Source organism: Daejeonella sp., from assembly GCF_017495225.1.
Taxonomy (GTDB): Bacteria; Bacteroidota; Bacteroidia; order Sphingobacteriales; family Sphingobacteriaceae; genus Daejeonella.
Window position 1 is genome coordinate 1 of sequence record NZ_JAFEIG010000016.1, and the last position, 23,200, is coordinate 23,200.

23 protein-coding genes and 2 riboswitches are annotated in these 23,200 nt (G+C 33.5%); of the genes, 2 read left to right on the forward strand and 21 right to left on the reverse strand.

The window, feature by feature from the left end:
- Positions 1 to 146: 146 nt before the first annotated feature.
- From QZ136_RS06305 to QZ136_RS06360, 12 genes are all read right to left on the reverse strand, one after another.
- Positions 147 to 1,112, reverse strand: a complete 966-nt coding sequence (locus tag QZ136_RS06305; protein ID WP_291401560.1) for a 2-oxoglutarate and iron-dependent oxygenase domain-containing protein — start codon at positions 1,110 to 1,112, stop codon at positions 147 to 149.
- A 195-nt stretch (positions 1,113 to 1,307) separates the two neighbouring features.
- A complete protein-coding gene (locus tag QZ136_RS06310) occupies positions 1,308 to 2,171 on the reverse strand; it encodes an OmpA family protein (protein WP_291401562.1) in 864 nt (287 codons plus the stop codon).
- 101 nt (positions 2,172 to 2,272) lie between these two features.
- On the reverse strand, positions 2,273 to 2,497 hold the full coding sequence (locus QZ136_RS06315) for a CDGSH iron-sulfur domain-containing protein (protein ID WP_291401564.1): 225 nt from the start codon (positions 2,495 to 2,497) through the stop codon (positions 2,273 to 2,275).
- A 92-nt stretch (positions 2,498 to 2,589) separates the two neighbouring features.
- Positions 2,590 to 3,903: an AAA family ATPase gene (locus QZ136_RS06320; protein WP_291401566.1), complete on the reverse strand. Its 1,314-nt coding sequence runs from the start codon at positions 3,901 to 3,903 to the stop codon at positions 2,590 to 2,592.
- A gap of 141 nt (positions 3,904 to 4,044) precedes the next feature.
- The gene (locus tag QZ136_RS06325) at positions 4,045 to 6,267 is read right to left on the reverse strand and encodes a family 20 glycosylhydrolase (protein ID WP_291401568.1); all 2,223 of its coding nucleotides are present in this window, start codon (positions 6,265 to 6,267) and stop codon (positions 4,045 to 4,047) included.
- A gap of 882 nt (positions 6,268 to 7,149) precedes the next feature.
- Entirely contained in the window at positions 7,150 to 7,935 is a 786-nt protein-coding gene (locus QZ136_RS06330; RefSeq protein WP_291401570.1) for a prohibitin family protein, read from the reverse strand.
- Positions 7,936 to 8,032: 97 nt separating this feature from the next.
- Positions 8,033 to 9,394 carry a HAMP domain-containing sensor histidine kinase gene (locus QZ136_RS06335; RefSeq protein ID WP_291401572.1) on the reverse strand — a complete coding sequence of 454 codons (1,362 nt, stop codon included), beginning with the start codon at positions 9,392 to 9,394 and terminating at the stop codon, positions 8,033 to 8,035.
- Positions 9,395 to 9,408: 14 nt separating this feature from the next.
- The gene (locus QZ136_RS06340) at positions 9,409 to 10,098 is read right to left on the reverse strand and encodes a response regulator transcription factor (protein WP_291401574.1); all 690 of its coding nucleotides are present in this window, start codon (positions 10,096 to 10,098) and stop codon (positions 9,409 to 9,411) included.
- A gap of 694 nt (positions 10,099 to 10,792) precedes the next feature.
- Positions 10,793 to 11,200, reverse strand: a complete 408-nt coding sequence (locus tag QZ136_RS06345) for a hypothetical protein (protein ID WP_291401576.1) — start codon at positions 11,198 to 11,200, stop codon at positions 10,793 to 10,795.
- Between the two features lie 886 nt (positions 11,201 to 12,086).
- On the reverse strand, positions 12,087 to 12,530 hold the full coding sequence (locus QZ136_RS06350) for a JAB domain-containing protein (RefSeq protein WP_291401578.1): 444 nt from the start codon (positions 12,528 to 12,530) through the stop codon (positions 12,087 to 12,089).
- A gap of 140 nt (positions 12,531 to 12,670) precedes the next feature.
- Entirely contained in the window at positions 12,671 to 13,063 is a 393-nt protein-coding gene (locus QZ136_RS06355; RefSeq protein ID WP_291401580.1) for a hypothetical protein, read from the reverse strand.
- A gap of 2 nt (positions 13,064 to 13,065) precedes the next feature.
- Complete coding sequence (locus tag QZ136_RS06360) at positions 13,066 to 13,545, reverse strand: hypothetical protein (protein ID WP_291401582.1); 480 nt, start codon at positions 13,543 to 13,545, stop codon at positions 13,066 to 13,068.
- A gap of 124 nt (positions 13,546 to 13,669) precedes the next feature.
- Here QZ136_RS06360 and QZ136_RS06365 point away from each other — a divergent pair, with 124 nt between their 5' ends.
- Positions 13,670 to 13,858 (forward strand): hypothetical protein, encoded by a 189-nt coding sequence (locus QZ136_RS06365; RefSeq protein WP_291401584.1) that lies wholly within the window; start codon positions 13,670 to 13,672, stop codon positions 13,856 to 13,858.
- Positions 13,859 to 14,030: 172 nt separating this feature from the next.
- On the opposite strand, the gene QZ136_RS06370 is transcribed toward QZ136_RS06365, so the two are convergent.
- The 9 genes from QZ136_RS06370 to QZ136_RS06410 form a co-directional block, all read right to left on the reverse strand.
- The gene (locus QZ136_RS06370; protein WP_291401586.1) at positions 14,031 to 15,062 is read right to left on the reverse strand and encodes a hypothetical protein; all 1,032 of its coding nucleotides are present in this window, start codon (positions 15,060 to 15,062) and stop codon (positions 14,031 to 14,033) included.
- Positions 15,063 to 15,237: 175 nt separating this feature from the next.
- The gene (locus QZ136_RS06375) at positions 15,238 to 16,077 is read right to left on the reverse strand and encodes a hypothetical protein (protein WP_291401589.1); all 840 of its coding nucleotides are present in this window, start codon (positions 16,075 to 16,077) and stop codon (positions 15,238 to 15,240) included.
- 246 nt (positions 16,078 to 16,323) lie between these two features.
- Positions 16,324 to 17,205, reverse strand: coding sequence for a hypothetical protein (locus tag QZ136_RS06380; protein ID WP_291401590.1), 882 nt, complete (start codon positions 17,203 to 17,205; stop codon positions 16,324 to 16,326).
- A 36-nt stretch (positions 17,206 to 17,241) separates the two neighbouring features.
- Positions 17,242 to 17,718 (reverse strand): hypothetical protein, encoded by a 477-nt coding sequence (locus QZ136_RS06385; protein ID WP_291401593.1) that lies wholly within the window; start codon positions 17,716 to 17,718, stop codon positions 17,242 to 17,244.
- A gap of 18 nt (positions 17,719 to 17,736) precedes the next feature.
- Positions 17,737 to 18,258 carry a hypothetical protein gene (locus QZ136_RS06390; RefSeq protein WP_291401594.1) on the reverse strand — a complete coding sequence of 174 codons (522 nt, stop codon included), beginning with the start codon at positions 18,256 to 18,258 and terminating at the stop codon, positions 17,737 to 17,739.
- 24 nt (positions 18,259 to 18,282) lie between these two features.
- A complete protein-coding gene (locus QZ136_RS06395; RefSeq protein ID WP_291401597.1) occupies positions 18,283 to 18,930 on the reverse strand; it encodes a hypothetical protein in 648 nt (215 codons plus the stop codon).
- Positions 18,931 to 19,497: 567 nt separating this feature from the next.
- Positions 19,498 to 20,472: a DUF3871 family protein gene (locus QZ136_RS06400; protein WP_291401600.1), complete on the reverse strand. Its 975-nt coding sequence runs from the start codon at positions 20,470 to 20,472 to the stop codon at positions 19,498 to 19,500.
- A 3-nt stretch (positions 20,473 to 20,475) separates the two neighbouring features.
- Entirely contained in the window at positions 20,476 to 21,288 is an 813-nt protein-coding gene (locus tag QZ136_RS06405) for an ATP-binding protein (protein WP_291401605.1), read from the reverse strand.
- A 120-nt stretch (positions 21,289 to 21,408) separates the two neighbouring features.
- Positions 21,409 to 21,633 (reverse strand): hypothetical protein, encoded by a 225-nt coding sequence (locus QZ136_RS06410; RefSeq protein ID WP_291401607.1) that lies wholly within the window; start codon positions 21,631 to 21,633, stop codon positions 21,409 to 21,411.
- A gap of 1,003 nt (positions 21,634 to 22,636) precedes the next feature.
- A riboswitch (SAM-I-IV-variant riboswitch) is annotated at positions 22,637 to 22,741 on the forward strand.
- Positions 22,742 to 22,796: 55 nt separating this feature from the next.
- Here QZ136_RS06410 and QZ136_RS06415 point away from each other — a divergent pair.
- On the forward strand, positions 22,797 to 23,051 hold the full coding sequence (locus tag QZ136_RS06415) for a hypothetical protein (protein ID WP_291401609.1): 255 nt from the start codon (positions 22,797 to 22,799) through the stop codon (positions 23,049 to 23,051).
- Between the two features lie 6 nt (positions 23,052 to 23,057).
- A riboswitch (SAM-I-IV-variant riboswitch) is annotated at positions 23,058 to 23,155 on the forward strand.
- The last annotated feature ends 45 nt before the right edge of the window (positions 23,156 to 23,200 follow it).

A 23,200-nucleotide genomic window follows, 5' to 3' on the forward strand; every position in this document is an offset into this window, starting at 1 on the left:
TAATGAAATAGAATGACGTGCTGGTACGGTGACAACACCGACCAGAGGATCGACCGAATCGCAATTACCCTTTTGTCATACCGAGCTTGACCCACTTTTGTCCTTCCTGGCTTGACCCCTTTTGTCCTTCCTGGCTTGACCAGGAACTACATCTTCAACCCTATCTCTCTCAATCTTTCATCCAGATACTCTCCGGCAGTGATATCAGTATAAGCCTTTGGGTGTTGTGCATCAATACAAGAATCGAGTGCGGTAAGGTCCATAGTGCTTTTTGGATGCAAGAAAAATGGCACCGAATAACGAGAGTTTTTCATTAATTCACGTGGTGGATTTACCACGCGATGAGTTGTAGATTTCAATTTATTATTAGTGAGACGTTGTAACATGTCGCCTACATTCACCACAATATCTTCTGCATTAGCTTTCACAGCAAACCAATTGCCATCGCGGGTTAAAACCTCTAAACCGTCGGCACTAGCACCAATAAGCAAGGTAATTAAGTTAATATCTTCATGAGCACCCGCACGAACCGCGTCTGCAGGAAGGCTATCTGGATCAACAATCGGGAAATAATGTATGGCCCTTAAAATAGAGTTACCATTATGAACCTTATCATCGAAATAATTTTCTGGTAAATTTAAGTACACTGCAATGGCACGTAATAAATGCTTACCAGCCTCCTCTAAGCGCTGATAAACCTCACGTGTAATGCTATTAAACACTGGCAACTCTTCTACCATCACATTGTCAGGATATTCACTTTTAATTGCATCCCCATCAGTAACTACTTGTCCGCTTTGCCAAAACTCCTTTAAATCAGGTGTTTTTGAGTCCTTCGCCTTCTCTCTACCTTTACTAGTATAGCCGCGTTGTCCGGCAAGGCCTAGGACTTCATATTTCAACTTTTGTTCTTCTGTGAGACTAAAAAAGCGTTTTACCTCGGCATAAAGCTCATCCATAAGCTCCCTAGTCATGCCATGATTGGCAATGGTTACGAAACCAGTATCATTAAATGCTTTGCCAATAGCATCCGAAAATTGCTTTCTCTGTTCAGCACTACCCTTGGTATAATCATGTAAATCTAGGCGTGGAATGTTAACTTCTGCAGACATATTAAATTGCTTTTTATAAAACGAATATACAATCAATTGTTAATTAGCCATAAAATTGCAAATAAAAATTAATACATCTTATTGCCAATCAACAATTTACATTATCCACATTCCAAAAAGCATGAGAGTTTAATGCTAAAGGAAACAAAAAAATCCCTCCGCAGGATAAAATACAAGCAGAGGGATTTATCCGAATTATTTCGAAGATTCAGCTGGAGCCTTTTCAATCAATTCCATAAATTGATCTAAACTCGGAGTGATTATGATTTGAGTCCTTCTATTTTTAGCTTTACCCATTTCGGTATCATTGCTAGCAATTGGATTATACTCCCCACGCCCACCAACAGTAAGTCGCTTGGGATCTACACCATATTGATTTTGAAGCGCCTGCACCACAGAAGAGCCTCTCAATGCGCTTAAGTCCCAATTATTTCGTATATTTACCATATTGATAGGCACATTATCCGTATTCCCCTCAATCAGCACATCATAGCCTTTATAATCTTTAATAATTTTAGCAATTTTACCGAGCACGTCTCCTGCAGTTTCCGAAATCATATAACTTCCCGAACGGTATAACATATTGTCGGATAGGGAGATATAAACCACACCTTTTAGGACTTGTACATCCACATCTTTCAATTCTTCGCGACTTAAAGATCTAGTTAAATTATTGGTTAATAGCAAGTTAAGCGAATCGCTCTTATTCTTTGAATCAACCAATTGCTTGATGTATTTATTTGAGGCATTTATCTCATCAACCAGTTTGGAAATATTCACATTCCCCTGACCTGTAGATGTTAAGCATTTATCAAGAGCTTTTTGAAGTTGTAAAAGATTCGATTTTTCGGATGCGAGTTGCTCTTCCAGACTTTTTACACGTTCATCGGATAGATTTAGTCGCTGCTGACTAATCCGAAATTTCTCAATGATAGATTCGGTATTTACATTCAGACTGTCATAATTAGATTGTAGGGTATTGTACTTCTTTTTGCTAACACAAGCCTGCCCCAATATTACTAGGAGTAGCATTAGTGATACAATTTTAATTGTTTTCATATTCCTTCATTTTTATAAAGGAGAAACAATTAAATGTTCAAAATGTTCCAATTAAAACGAAAAAAGCCCCAGACTAATGGGGCTAATTTGAAAATAAGGAATTAAACCTTTTTTGGAGGAAGATCAAAAGCAATGGCTTCATGCTCAAAATGCCCATTATGAGCACCGTCGCAAAAAGGTTTGTTTTTGGATAAGCCACAGCGACAAATAGAAACTATCGTTCTACCCTGCAATCCATAAGCATCGCCATTTCTATCTACGATCTCAAAATCGCCTTCTATCTTCACCGAACCGTTATTGTTGATGGTTAATTTTGTCTTCGACATAATTTATGTTTTTTTAGCTAAGATAAGGATTTGATATCGGTGAATTAGGAATATTTAGGACTTTATTAAAAATTAAATGTTAAAAAATTCAATTATATCATAGTAAGTTTAACGAACTCAAGAGTATAATCAGCAAGAAAATGAGGGATATTCAACAATCCATCGCGGTAGCTGAGATTCTTTAATGAATAACGGATACGTAGAAGGGGGTTAAATTTTTGTTGATAAAGCGTAAGGCTTCTACTTTTAACATTCTCATCGCTTTTTACTTCAATTGGGATTATGTGATTTTCAACTTGAATTATAAAATCAACTTCTGCTGTATTACCTGAAACCCAATAAGCAGGCTTATAATCCAATTGTGTTAGTAAACTTTGTAAAACATAGTTTTCGGTAATCGCTCCCTTAAATTCAGTAAAAAGCCGATTCCCCTCACCATAAACTTGGGGTGAGAGCCGTGACATTCTTCTTAAAATTCCGACATCAAAAGCATAAAGTTTAAAAGTACTATGATCTTGATATGCTGAAAGTGGAAGATTTGGTTTCGAAATTAATTCAATTCGATGGACTAACCCAGCATTAATTAACCATTGTATAGCATCTTCATATTCTCTTGCTCTAGCGCCAGTACGAACTAATTGAAAAACAAACTTTTTGTTTTCTCGCGCTAGTTGGCTAGGCAATGAATCAAACACCAAGCCAATTTTAGCTACATCACTCATAATAGGATGTTTACCAAAATCTCCCTTGTAAGATAAAATTAAATTTTCTAGTCCATTTTCACATGAGCCAAAACTACTATCCTGAGCAACTGTATTAACAATTGCAGGTAAGCCGCCAGAAATTAGGTATTTTTTAAAATAATCTAATAAATCATTATAAAACAATTCAGGCAGAGGATCAAAAGATGATATTTGATCCATATATAAAGCCGCTTTCTTGTCCCAGTAAGGTAAAACCTCTTTAAACGTCATGGGATATAAAGTCAGGAATTCAACCTTGCCAACTGGAAATGAATAACCAGAATGCAACAATATACCAAGTAGAGAGCCTGCACATATAATTGCTAATTCGGGTTTCTTTTCTGCGAAATATTTTAATGCATTGAGTGCCTCTGGACATTCTTGAATCTCATCAAAAATTATAAGTGTATCTGATTTAATAGAAACACCACTTACCAAACTCAATGCACTTGTAATTCTATCTACATCTTTATTTAATTCAAAAAATTCCTTCAATTCAGGACGCTCATCAAAGTTAAAATAAGCATACTTATTAAAATGAGTTTCACCAAGCCATTTCATAAGATAAGTTTTACCAACTTGTCGTGCTCCTTGGATAATTAAAGGCAATCTATTAGCCTTACTTTTCCATTTTATTAAATCCTTTTGAAGTCGCCTTTCCATTTTTAACTATGGTTTATGTGATTTTTTACACAAAAATAATATTTAATATTGTTAATTTGAGAATTGAAACAAAAAAGATGTTATTAGGTGAACAAAAAAAGCCCGCTTTCATCAAGCGGGCCTCTCCAAAAATTATAAATCCTAATTTACCGAAATCTCATCAACAAAAAACCAAGATTGAGTGCCAGCACCCGGATTATTCTCTGGGATAAGTCCGCCAGATTCTACCTTAGCCCTCAAATATCTAATCTCACGCTGTGGAATTTGAATCGATACATCAGCTGCACCCTCTTTATTCGGAATAGTCATCAGTTCTTCCTTCAAAATCGAATAATTTACTCCATCAATAGAGCCCCAAATTTCGACTTTCTTGGGCATCCAAACCCAGCTTGAAGGTTGATGAAAGAAACGTAAAGTGATATTGGACACAATTTCCGATTTATTGAGATCAAGATTAGCTTCAACACCTGCTCTCGACCATCCCAACCATTCACTATCATTAAAACGTCTTGATGAACCCAAAACACCATTAGTAAGAGCCTGATTACCCCCTTTATTATAATATTTACTCGGGGCTTCACTCAAAGTTACAGGAAGACCACTCGCCTTATTAATCGTTAATTCATTGATGGTTTCATCAACCATTTCATTGTTCATCACAGAAGCGACTTTAAGAACGCTTGCCTTTTTTATACTAATTGGACCTTGGTATATGGCTGAGTTCATTGTCGGACTAGTCCCATCCAAAGTATAATAAAGAGGTAAATTATTGTTATTAGCAGTTAAAACCACTTTTAATGAACGGTCGGCATCTTGAACGATGCTCGATTTAATCTCATAAAAATGCTTGGCAAAATTCACTTTTCTCTGGCTTAATCCGCTTAAATAGGCTGGCAGCCTAGTTAAAAATTCGCTAAAACTTTTCTGATTAGGATTCGACCAAGCTACTTCTGCTAAAGCAAGGGCTCTCGGAAAAGTCATGTATTCGGCATGTGATCCTGTTGCCACTTGTTCAGTCCACAGGTTTGCCTGAGCACCCAAAATATAGGATTTTTCTTCCTCCGTTAACTCGTTAGGAAGGGGCTCAAAGCTGTAAATTCTCTCTAAATTAATATAACCATTAAATGCCTTTGGTTCATTCGGGTTATCTGATTGATAATAATCAAAATAACAATGTGAGGTAGGCGACATGATTACCTGATGCTTCATTTTTGCTGCTGTAGCGCCATGTTCTGAACCACGCCAAGCCATAACCGTAGCATTTGCCGCTAAACCTCCCTCCATAATCTCATCCCATCCAATCATTTTACGACCTTTATCTTTAATGTATTGGTCTAAGCTTGAGATAAATTTACTTTGCAATTCATCTACATTAGTCAAGTTTAAGTCATTCATGCGTTTTTTACAAACCGGACAATTTTTCCAATTGGCCTTACTCGCTTCATCACCACCAATGTGAATATCCTTACTTGGGAAAACTTCCATCACCTCATCCAAGATATTTTTCACGAAGGCGATTGTTTTATCATTGGGACACATCTCAGCTTGAAGCTTGAACGAATTTCCCAAACTATCCACACATCCATATTCCGGATAAGCCTCTAAAAGTGCTTCTGAATGCCCAGGAACATCAATTTCAGGAATGATGGTAATGGAACGATCTTGAGCATATTTCACTAAAGACTTCATCTCCTCTTGTGTATAAAAACCTTCATTAGTAGGCCATTTAGAAGATTTGGCAAAGTGTAAAAGCGGATATTTTTTGCTTTCAAAACGGAATGCTTGTCCATCGCTTAAATGCCAATGGAAACGATTAATTTTTAATCGCGCAAGCTCATCAATATATTTTTTAAGAAAATCTAGGGGCATAAAATGGCGTGAAACATCGAGCATCATGCCTCTGTATGGGAATCTTGGAGAATCTGTAATAGTGGCACTTGGTATGCTTAGGGTATTCTTTGCTGCCGGACTCATAATCTGAATTAAAGATTGAACGGCATAAAAAACTCCTGCTGATGTCTTTGCTTTAATGGTGATTTTTGCGGGTTTAATCTCCAATTCATAAGCCTCGGGATTAACAATTTGATCGCTAAGCCTAATTTGAATGCTGCTTTTTGATGAAGCTAGATTACTATTTTTCAATGGCGCTCCGATACTTTCAACAATTTTATTCTGTAAAGGAATTAGAGCTGTATTTACCGCATCACTTTTAGTGAAATCATGAATGAGGGTGTTTTTAGTCAGTACAAACTCGCCATTAAGGGGAATAACTTGTGTGGGTATTGGAATAATTGGGAATTTGTTTTGAGCAAAACTCTTCTCAAAAACTAAGAAACAAATAAGGGCAATAAGAACTTTTTTCATGTAAGGAATGTTGCTTTTTATTTTAAAATATAAGCCTAAAGTAAGAAAAATGGGGAATTAATTAGCAATTATGATTTTTTACCAGATTAGGTTTTATTCTCTCACTATCCGATAGAAAAAAGATTTGTTCTTCGTGAAAAAATACTCTCGCAAAGGCGCAGAGGCGCAAATTTTCGTTAAATTAAAATAAAGGAATATAAATAAAATCGAGTCTGAAGACTCTCAATATTTGTTAATCCCTAGGAGACCTCTTCGCTGAAAAGTACAACAGCCTTTCTGTTGTTTAGAAAATCAATTTTTGTAATCGATGTGAAACTGTACAACAGCCATTCTGTTAAATAGGAAATCAATTTTGATAATCGATGGAAAACTACGGACTGTGTGGGGCTTATACGGTGACAAAACCGACCAGAGGTACCTTGAAAAATAATTTTTCTTATTTTCTTAATGGTTTCATTGAATTTGAAAAGGACAGGTCGCGACCTGTCCCTACGTGTATAAATTATAAACATTAAGGAATTAAGGTTTATTAAGGAAACTATACAACAGCCTTTCTGTTGTGACAGAAAATCAATTTTTGTAATCAATGGAAACTCTAGGGACAGGTCGATTGATTTGGAGAGAACAGGTCGCGACCTCTCTCTACGTTCAAATTTGGAAATACGATAGATTTTTACTATATTATTGTAACAGTTATAATAAATAATCCGTAGCGCTCAGGGCTGAGCTCTACGGAAAGTGGTTTTGAAATTAGGGGGTTATGAAGAAATAATCATTGATTAACCTGTAGATCTTTTGAGCTTGACTCTACAGTAGGCACTCATAATCAATGGATTATCCGTAGAGACAATCCCCGAAAATCTCTACGGATAATCTTATATCTTAATCTAACTTATCGCCATTAAACATTAATGGTTGATCACCATTTGTGATAATTGTTTTGGCATTTGGCGAGGTAGAAAGTTTATTGAAAGCCTCAATTGTTTTAAAACGTAAGAGCAACGGAGAAAGGCCCTCAGAAATGATTTTCTGTGCATCCCTAATACCTTGAGCCTCAATAATTCTCCGAGTTGCTTCTTGACGTTCCTTATTTAGAGTAAACTCCATTCTTTGTGCATCTTGCTCAGCCTCAAGCTTTTCCTCAATGGCTTTTGTTAAGCCTGGGGGAAGTATGATGCTTTTTAAAAGCACTGATTCTACCACGAAACCTCTTTCTTTAAGCTGTGAATCCATTAAATTCTTAATATCTTTTTCAATAACAGATCTTTGACCTGTATGCATATCCTTAGCGAAATATTGCGAAGAAATATCCGCTACTGCAGATCTAAAAATTGGTAAAATTACAACTTGCTCATAACTGCGACCTAAGTTCTCTAAAATTGAAGGACCGTAAGAGCCTACCAACCTGTATAAAATTGAAACCTCAGACTGAACCGTTAGACCTTCTTTTGATGGTAATGGCAGACGAACCTCCATATTAATAGTTCTGGTAGGAAGCTTGATAATTGTGGATACGAAGGGATTGAAAATTTTAGCACCCTCCATAAGTGGCTTTTCACTTATTTTTCCGAATGATCTTTTAACACCTATTTCACCTTGCTTAATAACAGTACAACTTGTTAATGCAACAGATAAACCCGCGACGAGAAAAAATATTTTAGCTTTCATGATTGAGTTGTTTAAGTTTTTTTTTTCGATGTAAAACTAGAACAACTCTATTAGACAAAGCTTAACACTACATTAGAAAGCACTTAGAATTAAACAATTAATAAAATTGGGGAGGAATTGAACCTGCATTAAATTTTAATAAAAATTCAATAGTTTGATCTTCGATTATTGAAACTCTAATAGACCCTTTATGAATTTCAACAATTCGCTTGGTTAAAGGTAAGCCAACACCATGACCCTTTGTATTTCTTGAGTTAGAACATCGAACAAAAGGTTCAAAAATACTAGCTAATTCACTTTCAGAAATTTCACTAGTTTTATTCTGTAATTTAATTAGAATTTGTTCACTGCTAATTGAAAATTTAATTTGAATGATTCCGTCTAGGGCAAATTTTGCTCCATTTTCAATAAGATTTAAAAAAGCTGAGTAAATAAGCGTTTCATTTGCATAAATTTCAGGAATATATTCTTCCCCATCTTCAATAGAAATAAAGATCTGAACATTTGGATAGCTTTTTAAAACATCAGCTCTACACTGCCATAACACATCTAACAGGTTTAAAAGAGAAAATTTTAGATGGATTTCGTCTTTATCTATACTAGTAAGATCAAGCAAATTATTAGTTAGTTTGTTCAATTGGTTAACATCTTCTAAAACCGACTCAGCCATCAAACGTAAATCATGCTCATTATCATTTGCGAGCAATGACACTTGTATTTGACCGGTTATAGCAGTAAGTGGAGTTCGCAATTCATGTGAAGCATTGGCAACAAAAGAATGTTGCAACATAAAAGCCTTTTGTAACCTATCTAACATTTCGTTAAATCTCCTTGATAGTTGTCCAATCTCATCTTTTTCATTATTTAAATGAAGTCTTAAATTAAGGTTAGAGGCCGTAATATTATCGATCTTTTTTATCATTTGTTGCAATGGGATGGTGAGCCCCTTAGCAAAAAAAATGCCCACTACAGCACTAATAAAAATCATAAACAAACTACCGATACTCAATAATAAGGCTAAATTTTGTTGCTTTTCTAAGCCATATTTATCTACAGCGGATGCGACAATGATATAATCCCGGTTTTTATTTTTAAAAACCATACCAAATTTTTCTGTCTTATCTTGATGCCAAAACTTTTCTTTATTAGCTCTTATCTCATCTATAATGCTTTTATTAATTTGTTTAATCGAAGGATTATTTTGATAAACAATTTGATTGTTAGAATCAAACAAAACAATTTCTTCCTGGACTAAAACCGTCATTTGATTACGTGTAAGCAACTTTAGCAGATCGGGACTAACCTCTTTCTCATTAAACAAAATAGTAGCAGCAGTTAAAGCTTCTTGGCGGAGGCGTGTTTTATATTCTGCTTGGCGATGAATTTCTGTTGAAATGTATATTGCTACACAAAAAATCAAGGATAATAAGGTTACAATACCCGAAAAAAGTATTGTCATTTTAGTTCTAATCGTCATTTTTGCTTAATCATATAACCCATTCCTACCACAGTATGAATTAATTTATCGGGAAAACCTTTGTCGACCTTATTTCTAATGTAATTGATATAAACCTCTACAAAGTTTGTGCGTGTATCGAAGTTTATATCCCACACACTTTCTGCAAGTTCTGTCTTCGACAAAACTTTACCTTTATTACGCATTAAAAACTCTAAAAGGTTAAATTCTCTGGCGGTAAGTTGTATTTCTTTTCCCGAACGACGGGCAATCTTTTCATTTAGGTCGAGCTCCAAATCAGCTATCTGAATAATTTCATTTTGCCTGGATACCAATTTGCTGTACTGAAGCAATGAATTAACTCTTACTAAGAGTTCCATAAAATCAAAAGGCTTAATCATGTAATCGTTGGTACCCGCCTCAAAACCCGATAATTTATCGCTTAAATTACCCATTGCTGTTAACATTAAAATGGGTATTGTTTGATTATCCTTTCGGATATACTCACAAACATTTAGTCCGCTCATGTCAGGCAAACCAATATCTAGGATAACTAGATCATAGTTATTCGTATTAAATAAACTAATAGCCTCAGTGCCACTACCTGCAATATCATTTGATAAATTTTGGGTATGTAATCCCTTACTTATAAATGTTGCCACTTTCAATTCATCTTCTACAATCAGAATCTTTTTGTCTAAGCTCATGCTGGTGCTATAATTGTAACGTAGATATAAAAAGTAGTTTAACAGTACTTACAAAGATAAATTTTAAAATTACGAAAGAATTAAAAATAGATTAGAAGGAGATTAGAATTGGAATGAATTGATGGAGAGGGAGCTTGAGGAATTGTTAATTTGTAATTGTGGGATATTTTTTGTATATTCTTTAAGGCATAAAACCCTGAATAACCCTCTGCGCTGATCTGCTAAATCTGCGGGAGCTATTTTTTGTTTCCCGCAGATGGCGCGGATTTTCGCAGAGTGATTTAAGATTTTTAGAATGAAATAAAGATTGATTCTTTGTAAAGACAATACTCTCGCAAAGGCGCAGAGGCGCAAATTTTTGCTTGATTAATCCTGAAGAATTTATATAAGATCGCGTCTGAAGATTCTCAATATTTGCTGATCCGTAAAGACCGCTGCGCTGAACTCTCCGGACAGTAGGGAGGCGCAAAAAAACACGCCAGATCACGTTTTTTATTTAATTTTATAAACCTGTAGGCTTTGCATTTTTAAACAAAAAACCCAGTGCAATTAAACACTGGGTTGATTAAAGTTAGGGAATTGTCTTATGCTCAATGATGTACACCGCACCACCTACATCCCTGTTGGGAAAAGCTAAATACTCCTATTAGACATTACAAATGAAGCATTTAGTATAAAACGAATTTATCGGAGATTAAATAGCTTGATAAATCTCATCAATTTGATCTACGATTTTTTTAATCCCTGATCCATCGATATCGCAGCTATACATACTTGACGGACTATTCCCACTTGAGCTATATAAAACAAAAAATGCTTTTTTACCATCTGGTGATACTCTGAAAGATTGAATATCAAGTTCCATGCCTGCAGGGAAAGATGCAATTGTTACTTTAACTTGATTAGTACCGTCATAATTGGCCTTCCAAAATTCGTTGTCCTTACCTCCATCTTTCCTAAAAAAGACTAATCCTACATTTTGCGCAGTTGTAACAGTAGTATTGGGTTGCGCTTCTGCCTTTTTCTCACAGCTAATGTTGAATAAAATAATTGAGAGAGAAAAAACAATTAATACAATTGATGATTTAAGTAAAGTTTTCATAATGATGTTTAAAATTAGTTTGTAATTAATAATTAACCAAAAGTAAAACTATTGAAAACCGTGTTCAAAATAATTCGTGTGAATCGTGTGAGTTAATATGTAATCACATATAATCACATAATTATTGCGTGACTTATATCATACGAAATCCATTGATTGAGCACCCTATGCATAATTTATGCCGAGTCTGTCTGGAGAGTTTCCATTGATTATCAAAATTGATTTTCTATCACATCGGAAAGGCTGTTTTACAGTTTCAGCGAAACGGTCTCTACAGATTGGCAAATGAAGAGGTTCTCCAGACTCCTCTGAACTACAATTTAAAGATTAAGGAAAGCGTATTCAGTGTTTTGATTTGGAAATGCGGGAAGTATTTGGTATATTATTTCTTACAATTCATGCTTTAAGGCCAATAAATGCTTATCTGCCCTAATCTGCTAAATCTGCGGGAGCTATCTTTTGTTTCCCACAGATGGCGCGGACTTTCGCAGAGAAATTTAAGATTTATAAAAAGAAATAAAGATTGATTCTTTGTAAAGACAATACTCTCGCAGAGGCGTAAATTTTTGCTTGATTAATCCTGAAGAATTTATATGAGGTCGAGTCTGAAGACTCTTGATAATCCGTAGAGACGCTGCGCTGAACTCTACGGACAGAGGTGAATTTTCAGCACCATCCAAAAAATTCTTGAAAACACAAAACCCCTCAGAAATTAATCTGAAGGGCTTTCTTCCGTGGGAGATACTGGGTTCGAACCAGTGACCCCCTGCTTGTAAGGCAGGTAATAATCAATGTTTTTGAATGTTTAGAAGTACTTTTTTAGTTTGTGTGCAAAATATTTGCAAACCATGACCTGGTTAAATAATGAATAATTGATTTTAAAAATTTACAAAATTCCCTCATCTATAAAGCTATAATATCCTTCATTAGAGATAATGATATGATCTAATAACTCAATATCCATCAACTTTGCAGATTGTTTGATTCTCTTTGTTAATCCAATATCAGCTTCTGATGGTTTCAAGTTTCCTGATGGGTGATTATGAGCTAAAATAAGCCCTGAGGCTAGCGTTTTTAGTGCTACTGACAATATTAATCTCACGTCTGCAACAGTGCCTGTAAGGCCACCTTTGGAGAGCTGATATGAGCCTATCACTTTATTTGCTCTATTTACATAAAGCACTACGAATTGCTCTTGTAGGCATATTGTTTCTTCAGGAAATAATTCACCTAGAATGTCGAATGCATCCTGAGAACTGTTAATTAATTTGGAGCTCCTTAAACCTGGTTTATAGCTCACTTGTATTTCTGATAATGTTTCGGTTGTCATGGTTGTTAAATAAAAAATCCAATGCCGTGGAGCATTGGATTAAATTTTAATTTATATATTCTGAGATCAAAATAATCGATTTTCAGTAAAAGACATTCATGATTTTAATTCTCTTACTTATTAAGATTTGTAATATCCTACTAATTAAACTTTTTACTGAAGTTTTCTAAGAACTGCGCCCCATATTTCTCCTTAATCTTTGCAATCATATAATCATTATAACAAGTAAAAGAAGGCAATACCACACAGCCTTCTCTTGACTTCACATAAATCCTATAATCCTTTTCAAGTGCTTCCCAGTATGGTGAGGCATCTTCCACCTCAAGTCCATACCTAAATAGCATGAGTTTACCTGCTTTAAAGTCCTTAATTGCCTCTTCAGTACCCCATTCACATGTTTCATTATAGTTGACCGTTCTCGCACTGGCTATTGATTGCTGTTCTTCGAGAGAACTTTCTTTGAAACGGCAGGTTGTTAAGGTAAAAATCATTAAAATGAAACTACCAATTTGTATAATGTTTCCTTTAATCATATTTAATACTGGAATCTTTTATAGGTTAATATTTTGGTTTTGGGATTGAATTCTGCTGAAATCATATAATCTTTATCAAACATAAGGGCAGCGTTTGGAATATCACTCAAACTGGGCTCATAAAAATCGTAAACAGCTTTTTTACTGTTATATAACCATAGGCCAGTGATTTTCTTTTTTTTCAAATAGTTTCGTACCGTCCAGTATTTAATAGAATCTTGTTCAGGCCAGTTATTACCGTCGGTGTAATATAGTTCAAGCTGCTTTTGACTGAAATATTTGCTATGGACTATTTGATCAGTTAAAATGTTAGCAGATTTGTCGCTAAACTCTAGACTTGCATTAATTTTACCTTCATTACTAAATATAGTAACAGTGTTATCAAAACTGTTAAATGATGTCCCCCAATAAGGTATATCAACACCTAAATCTTTACCAATAACATTTCTAGATTCAATTTCTGAACTAAGTGATTTATACATGAAAAAGATTAAAAAAAGTAGTAAAAAACTTGATCTGAAAAATATCGTAGAAACCTTTCTCAGTTTTACTGCCTGATAAATCCATCTTAAGTAAAAATAAGTTATAGGTATTAAAAATGATATTATGAATAAGAACAGAACAATTGTTCCTGAATCGGAAAATATGATGCTATTTCGTCCAACTGGTTTTTTAGGTCCAAACCACATGACAACTATAGCCAAAATAAAAAATAGGAAACTTAATATTGAGGCTATTTTGCTCCAAATATTCTTATTTACAATTGCCGCCTTAATCCACTTAAACCAGAGGTAGATTGGTAGGCCAAGGAATAGTAAAATAAGGAAAGCAAAAAGAATGTAATCGATCATAGGGTAATTAAATATAATGTTAAATATTGCAGTTTTAATGAAATTCAAATTAAATTCTTAAAAAAATTACTAGCTTACCAATCCCAAAGTTTGTTTTAACGTCATTGATTTTTCTGCTACTTTATTACGCCATTTTCATCATACTCCACATACATATCTGGAAGTATGTAGCCATCTTGATAAATAGCAATTGATTTAAGTTTCCCATTTTCATACCACTCCTTGCAAGTACCGTTCCTTAAACCACCTAAGTAAATTGACTGCTCAGCCATCTGACCATTTGGATAATAGCTTGTATCTATCCCAGACACTTTATTATTAACTAAATGCAATCTTTGTTTTATTTTTCCGTCTTCATAATAGAAGATTGCATCACCTTCGTAAAAACTTTTTCCCTCATCATCATAATCCTGATACACCGCAAAAACTTTGGCGTAAAGCTGACCATTCTTATAATATGTTTTTACAGTATCAATCGGTATATTGTCTGCCCTATAGACAATATACCGATAATAAACTTGATTTTCTTTAGTGCACCTATTAAAATATTTATCAAAGTATTCAATTAATTCAACCCCTATTTCAGGACGGTAATTACTCTTTTTTTCAAATATTTCATCTACTTCTCTTTTTTTATGGTAGTAGGTTACTGTCCCATCTGGAGAGATGATCTTCCCATTGTACAATTCATCTGAGACGAAAAAACCTATGTATTGATCCCCATCTGGAAAATCAAATGTACCGAAGCCATGTTTGTTGTAGTTTACAAAATTGCCAACATATTTTGAGCTATCTTCATAAATCATCACACCCTCTCCCGTCATTTGGCCATTTACAAATTTCCCAGTTCTTGTAGACCCATCTGCATGTGTAAGTTTACCTAGACCTTCTCTTACCCCATTTTTATATTCCCCTTCGTAGGTTGAGTCGTATTCCCCATCTATGAATTTCGTTAGTTTTCCCAAACCAGTAGCATTACCATTTACACAAGAACCTTCCCAGTCCATGGTAACGCCTTCACTAAAATAAGGATCAAGTACTTTGCATCCCTGGTTGTTACTAACAACCCATTCTTCTTTTAATATTTGGGAGTTTGCCGTAATCGATAGAGTAAGCAAGATCAATAGTTCAAAGTAGGTTTTTTTCATATTTATTAGATTTTAAATTGAAAGGATGTTGTGGATATTTACCTAGTAGGAACCTTTTAGATTTTGATATTTATAGCTGATTCATAATATTGTTTGTCTACAATTTAAAAACTATTATTAAACACATTATTGCTAAAAATTAGTCTATTAAGTAAATATAAATTTTATAAGAAAGCTAAATTCGCAATTTGTCAATTCCAAGTAGCTTTAAAGCTTTCTGATTCAATTCATACCTCACATATGGAAAAGTAAAGCAAGGCTTCTGATTTTCTTGAAGGGGATCATCACTCAAATTACTTGAGACCCAATTAGTCGATGCACTATAATATTCATTAGGAACATAAAATGCATTAGTATTAAAGCCAGGAAAAATCTCTATATTAAAAAAATCCGTTTCCCACCTTAAAATGTAATTCTTGTAAGACTCTGCCTTTTCAGTAATGACATGTTTTTTGAATAACCTATAATATTTAAATTCAGAAGTTGAATCTTGAATTAATTCTGGTTGTCCATATTTAAGATCGTATAAATCAATGATTTTGAAAAATAGGGTTTGGTCAATATCTTGTTTAAAATATTCAATTTTTTTACCTTCTAATGAATCTTTTTTTGTGTAATCTATAACCTTCCCTGTATGGCCAAGGAGTAAAACTATGGATGAAATTGTTTTATTATCTACAGATTCTGTGTGAATTAAAGCAGGATGCTCTATAAGATTTTTTGATACTTGATATTCATCGAAGTTAAATATTTGGGTGTAAAAGAAATTAATAAAATTGTTTTCTTCTTTATTTTTTTCTAGCCAAAATTTTTGAGAAAAAATATTTGATGAAAAAATTTTATTTTGAATTTTTAAAAACTTTAATTCGTTTATAAACTTTTCTTTTGTCAATCCAAGTCGTATTTTTTCGACTGTTTCAAATTTCGTATTAGGTAAGATTGAACTTTGAGAGTTAGCCTGGTTGATGTTGATGAATAACTCAAATAAGATTATAAATATTGAAATTTTCTTCATTTTATTTTAAATATGATTTCAAAGAATAAGAATGTTATGAGCTTTATAAATTATTTCATATTTGTATTAATTCATTTTATCAATAACTAGCTCTAATTTTTTGAAATAAAATTCATATAATGATTTTACAATAGAAAATAATTGAATTATACATGAGTTTTAATCCTTAATTTAAAAGACAACTTATAAATATAAGAACACCAGCGGTTTGTTTTTAGATAAATAAGTTTAGTAATTAAAGTTGAGTTAATCACAACCATATCTTACTTCATTTATTATTAGATCTTTTACTCTATTTTTTAAGTCTTCAGTTATGTTTAAACTTACTAGAACTTTATATTTCTTCGAATTGTTCAAAGAATTTGAAACCATTCCTGTGTTAGAACTATAAGCATTTAATCTACTAATCATAACTTTATCTGATGATGTAATTCTATTTGAAGAATCATAAAACTCTACACTGCAGTTTATATCGAAATATCCAAAATCAAAATTATTGTCATTAGTAATAGTTACATCTCCTGTAATATATCCCCAATCAGCTTTTAAATTATCGCTGATTTTTAAATTATTTTGTAATTGTTGCGCTCTTAAACTAGCACTAATTTCAAGTTCATTTCTAATATTTTTTTCATTTATCAGCTCCTCTAATTGAAAATCATTTTCCTCTCCAGTAAAACAGCCCTTTTTTTTACCATATTCAAGAACTCGATCGTAATATGCATAGCTTATACCTCGGGATGATTTAATTACTATTTCATTATTTTCTCTACCGATTACCAAAGAGACTGGATAGTTGACAATTTTGCCTGGAGAATAAGTTGCATATATTTCATAATCACCATCTGAGTTTCTTGATACATTGTCAATTGTACATAATTTATTAAAAACTACCCTTGTCCAATTTAGGTTGGGGTATAATTTTTTAATGGCATTATAATCAGGATTCTTGTTTGTCATCATATGGAAAAATCTATTTGCTGTTTCTCTAGCGACATTTTCAGTAAGACTAAATCGTTGGTATGCGAAAAATCCGATTATTCCAATTATTCCAATAAGAAACATCAACTTTATCTTATTATCTAATTCCTTACGTTTTACCTTTTTATCGAAAATTTGATTATCCATTAACTTAAAGTATTAAAAAATGTACTATTATAACAATTAATTACCAGTTTTCTCCAAAATGCTCTGTTTGACTGAATTATTAATCATAATCCTATCCTTATTAAAAGTTATAGAATTATTTAGTCTAGCAATTGAAATTGACTCATTGTCTATATTCATTCCATATACACCATTATTATAACCTAACTTATAGGGAATATTTGATTGAATTAGATCAATAATATCCTGTGGAACTCCAACATCAGTAGACTTAGGGATGAGGTAATAAATAGTCTGGACTATATATCCATTTTTTATACCTACTATTATTTCACCAATTTTCCTGTTGTAAAAGTTATCATATATTTCTTTTTTGTATTTATATCGATAAACATTTGACTTTGAGGATATACCAAGAAGTTGGAATTCATTTTCAGTTGGTGTTAGGTAGTTTCCCAAATAAAATTTTTGAGCTTTTGCACTATTGCATAAAAAGAAAAAAACGAATACAATTATTAAAGGTACTTTTTGCATAATTTTTGATAGTTAAAATTAAAATGCTTCTCTGTTTTTAATTGGTTTAGGGCAAAAACTTCTTAGATGATTTACTGCTTTGAGCATCCTTTCCTCAAAATTATCTTCTCCATCTATATTAAATGCCATATTAAATCCATTTAAATATGATACATTTGTATTGCCATTCGATATTTCATTGAGTCTTACTGAGCCTTTGATTGCTTGCACTACTAAATAATTAGTGTTATCATTATAAATCCACTTTACTTGTTCAATATTACCAATATTTAAAAAATATGTTAAGTTTTCTGGTGCTGTAGAAAGATATGTATGTTTTCTAGTTTTTAATACCAAGGTGCAATTGGTAAGAGTTAAACTAATAGGAACTTCAGAGTAAGCAGTAACGATAAATCCTTCTTTTGAATAGTATGTTTTATTAATTGGAACTTTCCATTTATTGAATTTTGTCCTTATCCAAGATTCTGTTTCAACTTTTGTTTGTGAAAATGATGAAAATGAAATCAACAAAATGGTAAATGTAAAAATGAAATTTCTCATTGGGTTCAGCCTATTACAACAGTTCTATTCTTTCGAGTATGGAAGATTTCTAGCCACCTTTTTCATCATTCGAACCATCAATTCACTTCCAGATTGGAATGAACCCTCATTCATTTGTTTGTAGAAGCGCCATAATAAATTACCATCTTTTCCATCATAAATTTGCAATACTAAATCTCCACTTGCTGTTGAACCTCCATAACCTAGAACTAATGCCTTTGCAATAGCACCAGCTTCACTACCTGTCTTTTCGTACGCATATGAAGATTTTATTACAGCATCAACTTCCAATATTTTACATAAATCATCAACTAGTTGCTCGTCCATTTTATCAAACACTCCTGCTTTTTTTAATAAAGCATTGGTTCTTTCAACATCTTGAAAACTTACTGTAAAATCTGAACTCACTCTAAGTAAATAAGTATACATTCCTTGCTGCATATTTATTCCCATTTTAGCTTCTTCCAATTTATTACCTTCTGCATCAAAACCTTTTGGTAATCTCTTGTATCCAATAGTTACATTCAAAGGTAAAATAGCAACCTTTTTGTGAGTTGATATCGCTTCCTTTAGATTTGGCGCGCTGAATAATTGTTTACTTCTTTCTAATTGCGCTTTTACTGTTAGTGATGAAACAATTAGGACGAAGGCAATAATGAATTTAATTTTCATGTGATTTTGTTTTATGTTAAATGTTATTATTTTTTAGTCTTGGAATAGTTTACATATTATTTTAGATAATTTTTAAACTAAAAGCTCATTTTTCAATAATACTAAATGTTTAGCAAAAAGAAATATGGTTTTACGTTATTCGTGTGAAATCACGCATAATAACACATTTTTCATTGTTAGCATTGAATAAATTCTAGATTGTTGGATTGTTCAAAATTCTAGTAATTCAACGAGAATAACTTACGGGAATCCGTAAAATGAACTATTTCTTAAAAAGTTTAATAACGCATCTAATAAATCTTAAACCCTATGGGAAAGATTTAATTCCTACTGAATTATCAACTGAAAATTACAATAAGGAATCCATTGATTCAGCACCCTATACATTATTTTATGCTCCTTATGTTGAGCAACAGCTTCAACGTATACAATCGTACCCTCTTTAATAATTCCTATAGCCTGTACCGCTTTCACTTGAAATGGAACATGTAATTGTCGTAAAACACCCCTTCTGCTTACCAGAAGGAGTGTTCTTTCATCGTAAAATGATAGTTTTCTATTCATAATTTAGTTTAAAAACCAATTGGTTTGCTTGTTATCTAGACCATATTGGAGCTGTTTGACAAATTCATGTGCATTTACTGATCTATCCAAGAAACTATCAATGTATGAGCTCTTATTAGCCCCAGTGAAGAGGTTGTAAAGTTGCCAGAGGCTCAATGTGCCATAGCTGTCTGAACCAAAATCTTGATCCCAATAATAATCTTTAACTACAGAACCAATCTGTGTATCAGTTAAGGAAAGGCTTTCAGGGAAAATTTGCTCCTTGATGGCTCTTGGTAAATGCTGATACATTCTGCACCTACCTACAAGTAGAGCAAATTGTTGCTCTGTAAGACTAAACTGAGTGAATCGCTTAAGTTGATTCAGATGCTCAGCTGCTGCATAACTTTGAAATAGATAATCCATGGAAGCAGATAGCTGGTTGAGGCTTTTGATTTTGAGGTCTCCAAGAAAACCATCCGTAGATACGCACATATTAGTGCACACCTTATTTTGGAATCCAATAAACACTTTAAAATGCTGGTCTGAGCCACTATTGGCATTCAGGTTTTCAAGATTGTAGGCTTTTACTCCTCCTACTGTAAGGGAGAGCCTATTACCATTGATATTATCTTGAATAGACGGAATTTCAATAGTAAATGCCATCCGTTCATAGTAAATTGTTTTTTCATGTTCCTCAAGCTCTGAAGCACTTTTGTTCTTTGCTTCTGGAAGTCTCCCTTTAACGGCGTGAGATAACCTAATTTGAGGATTATTGATTTGTTCATTAGGAAACAAGTCTGATATTAGGTTTGCAGTAGTTTCTATAAAGTCAACTTGAGAAATGGCTGCTTCGTTAGTTTTAACAAATACAGGTATGTGATGTAGCCTTTTTATTTCTTCTAGAGAACAAGCAATTGAGTTTGCTTTTATAAAGGCTTTATTAGGCTGTTCGAGTAGTTCCACTTTAGGTTCAATTCTAATTAATGTGTTTTCCATAATTTAAAGAGTTAATTGTAGTTTACGTTGTTCAAACTTGGGTTTAAGGCTCTCTTGGAGCGTTGGATATTGCTTATAGAGATCATATAGCTCCTTTAAGGAAGTCACTTCCTTGATTTTTTCAAATAGCATTTCTTCTGTAAATGCTTGTCCTGCAGAACACCATTCAGCAATTTGTCCTCCTATAGCTGAACTGAGCTTCAGTTCTGGCTTTCCTTGAAATAAGCCTGTCCTATCTTTTGAAGAGGTGGCATTATTCTTAATATCCAGATCAAATACAAGTGTTGCTTCGTATTCTAATCCATCACGCTGAATAGATTTCAATCCCACTTTTTCTGGCACAGTCTTTCCATTTTTATCTGCAAGGACATAATCTTGTTTAGTTCTACAGGTGAGAATAATGTGTACGGGTGATTGTAAAATAGCCTGAATAAAGGCTGTGTGTCTAGGTGTAACTTTGCTCCATGCAGTAAAGGAATTACCAGGTAAATTAGAATGATAATCCAAAAGGTATTCCCATTCATGACTTACAGAGTCAATGATAATTACTTCAGCTCCAGATTTCTCACAAAGCTTTAATGCTTCAATATACCTTTCAGGGTTGAAGGGTGTAGATAGGTCGCAGACATAATAAGGTCCTAGATTAGAATAAAGATCAGCTGAATGGTTTTCAGTGTCTATAATTACCACCTTAGACCAGTCTTTACTGATTCCATAAGCTAAGAGTAGAGCAGAATAGGTTTTACCTGAGCCACTGGGACCCATTAATGCCATTTTCATTTTGGCATTTTTGCGTTGTGCTATTTGTAAATTCATACATGTTTAGATTTAGGTGTAAAACAAAAGAAGGAGCGCCCATTCAAGGGCTATCTCCGTCTTTCCCCCTTATGAGAGAATATTGCTTAGGATGAAAGGGGAACATCAAAAGCAATAGATTTAGGCCATCTCGAGCTCAGTCACACGAGTATTACCTACTGCCACTTCATTTTCAGAAGCTTGATAAGCGTACGTATGATTAAGCATCATGAGTTCACCTGTGCGCTTGTTCACAAACTCATAAGGATCGCATTCAAGTTTGACGATTTCTCCTGGGAGCTGTGAACCCACAAATAGCTTTGCTGTTTCTTCGTCAAATGTGGAAGGAACACTACACTTCCTCATAGTTGCATAGAATTTCTCTGTTGTGTTAGATTTGATCATTTCAAGACCACCAATAAGCTCAAGAGCTACGAACTCAGTGCCATCTTTTCTAAGACGCACAACATAATTTTTTACTGTTACCATTTTAATAATGATTTAAGGGGTGAAAAAATAGATTAATGAGCATCCTGTGATCACACCCAGGGGGATGTGTCGATGTCTCAGATTGTAGAGAGGGTATTGAGAGGGATTAGGCTTCTCTCTCTTCTATATGAGGAAAAATGAAAAAAGTTAGTTTAGATTATTTATAGGGGGTGTCTAATTAAAAAAATTAGAGCATAGGGGGGTATTCTATAAAAGCCTGATATTTTAAAAATTTTGGTATTAATGCTATATATATAAGATATGGAAGTTAATTAACCAATATCTTGTACTTCAGGTATATTAAGCTTAGCGGATACGTGTACTAAGAAAACTTATATAAAGTATTCGACATGCGGCATCATTAGTTTCGTTATCGTAAATAACTAATTTTATTATTGTAAAACTCTATAAATGAGGTAATTAACTTGCAATTGTCATTTATTATACCTACTTTTATATCATTGCAATAGGCAGAAAACTAGTTGAAAGCTGTTGAAAACTATCATCTACCTAAGTCCCACAATTTGTTTATTCGAGGGTTTAACTTTCCAATCAAATTGTTAAGATAATGCCGTGTGAAAGAAATTCTGTTGATTCCAAATACAGCTATTTTTTCTAATTAAGAAAATAGGTAACAATAGCCGGGTGTACTAGCTTATACACATTCAATTTCTTTCGCATGGTTTTATTTTATACTACTCTCTAATAAGGTTTTGGATTTCTCTCCAAAATTTAATTCTTCCTTCAACGTCTCTTTTCTTAAAAATAAAACATCGTTTTTGATTTGTATTTATCCTAGAGTCCTAAGGGCAAGGAATCAGCCTTCCCGAAAAAATTATTATTAATACTTTTTTGTTATTGATACTTATTTTATAGCTTTGTATTGCATTTCGAGTCAGTCTTAATTGATACTGGCACCAACCGAGTGAAAGACACCACGGTGGTAAAACAATGCGGATTTACAGAATCAAAATAAACTTAAACCTGTATCCCTCATTTTTATCGTTATGCAATATTTATTAACTTAAATTATTTGCATTATGTTATCACAAATTTATTCAGGTCGCGATGGCGACGCAGAAATCATTGAAAATTATTCCCAAGCTTTTCAAAAACTTAATGATGAGGAGCTCAGTCAGAAATGTATTGAGGCAAAAAAGCAGGGCATATTTGGTGTTCATCGTCAGTCCCTTTATTTAATTGCTCTATTTAAAGCAGCTAAAGACAGAGATATCCCCACTCATCTTGATGTTCAACAAAATGGCATCATTAGCTTTAATAATGAACAAAATTAAATAACAACCAATCATCAAGAATCCTGAAAAGGTACCAACCGAGTGAGAAACACCACGGTGGTAAAGTTAGATGAGGACAATTAAAGTCAAAATGAAACGTAATTTCCTTTCAAATTTTTCTTGGTGTGATTTTTTAACTTAAAATTTCA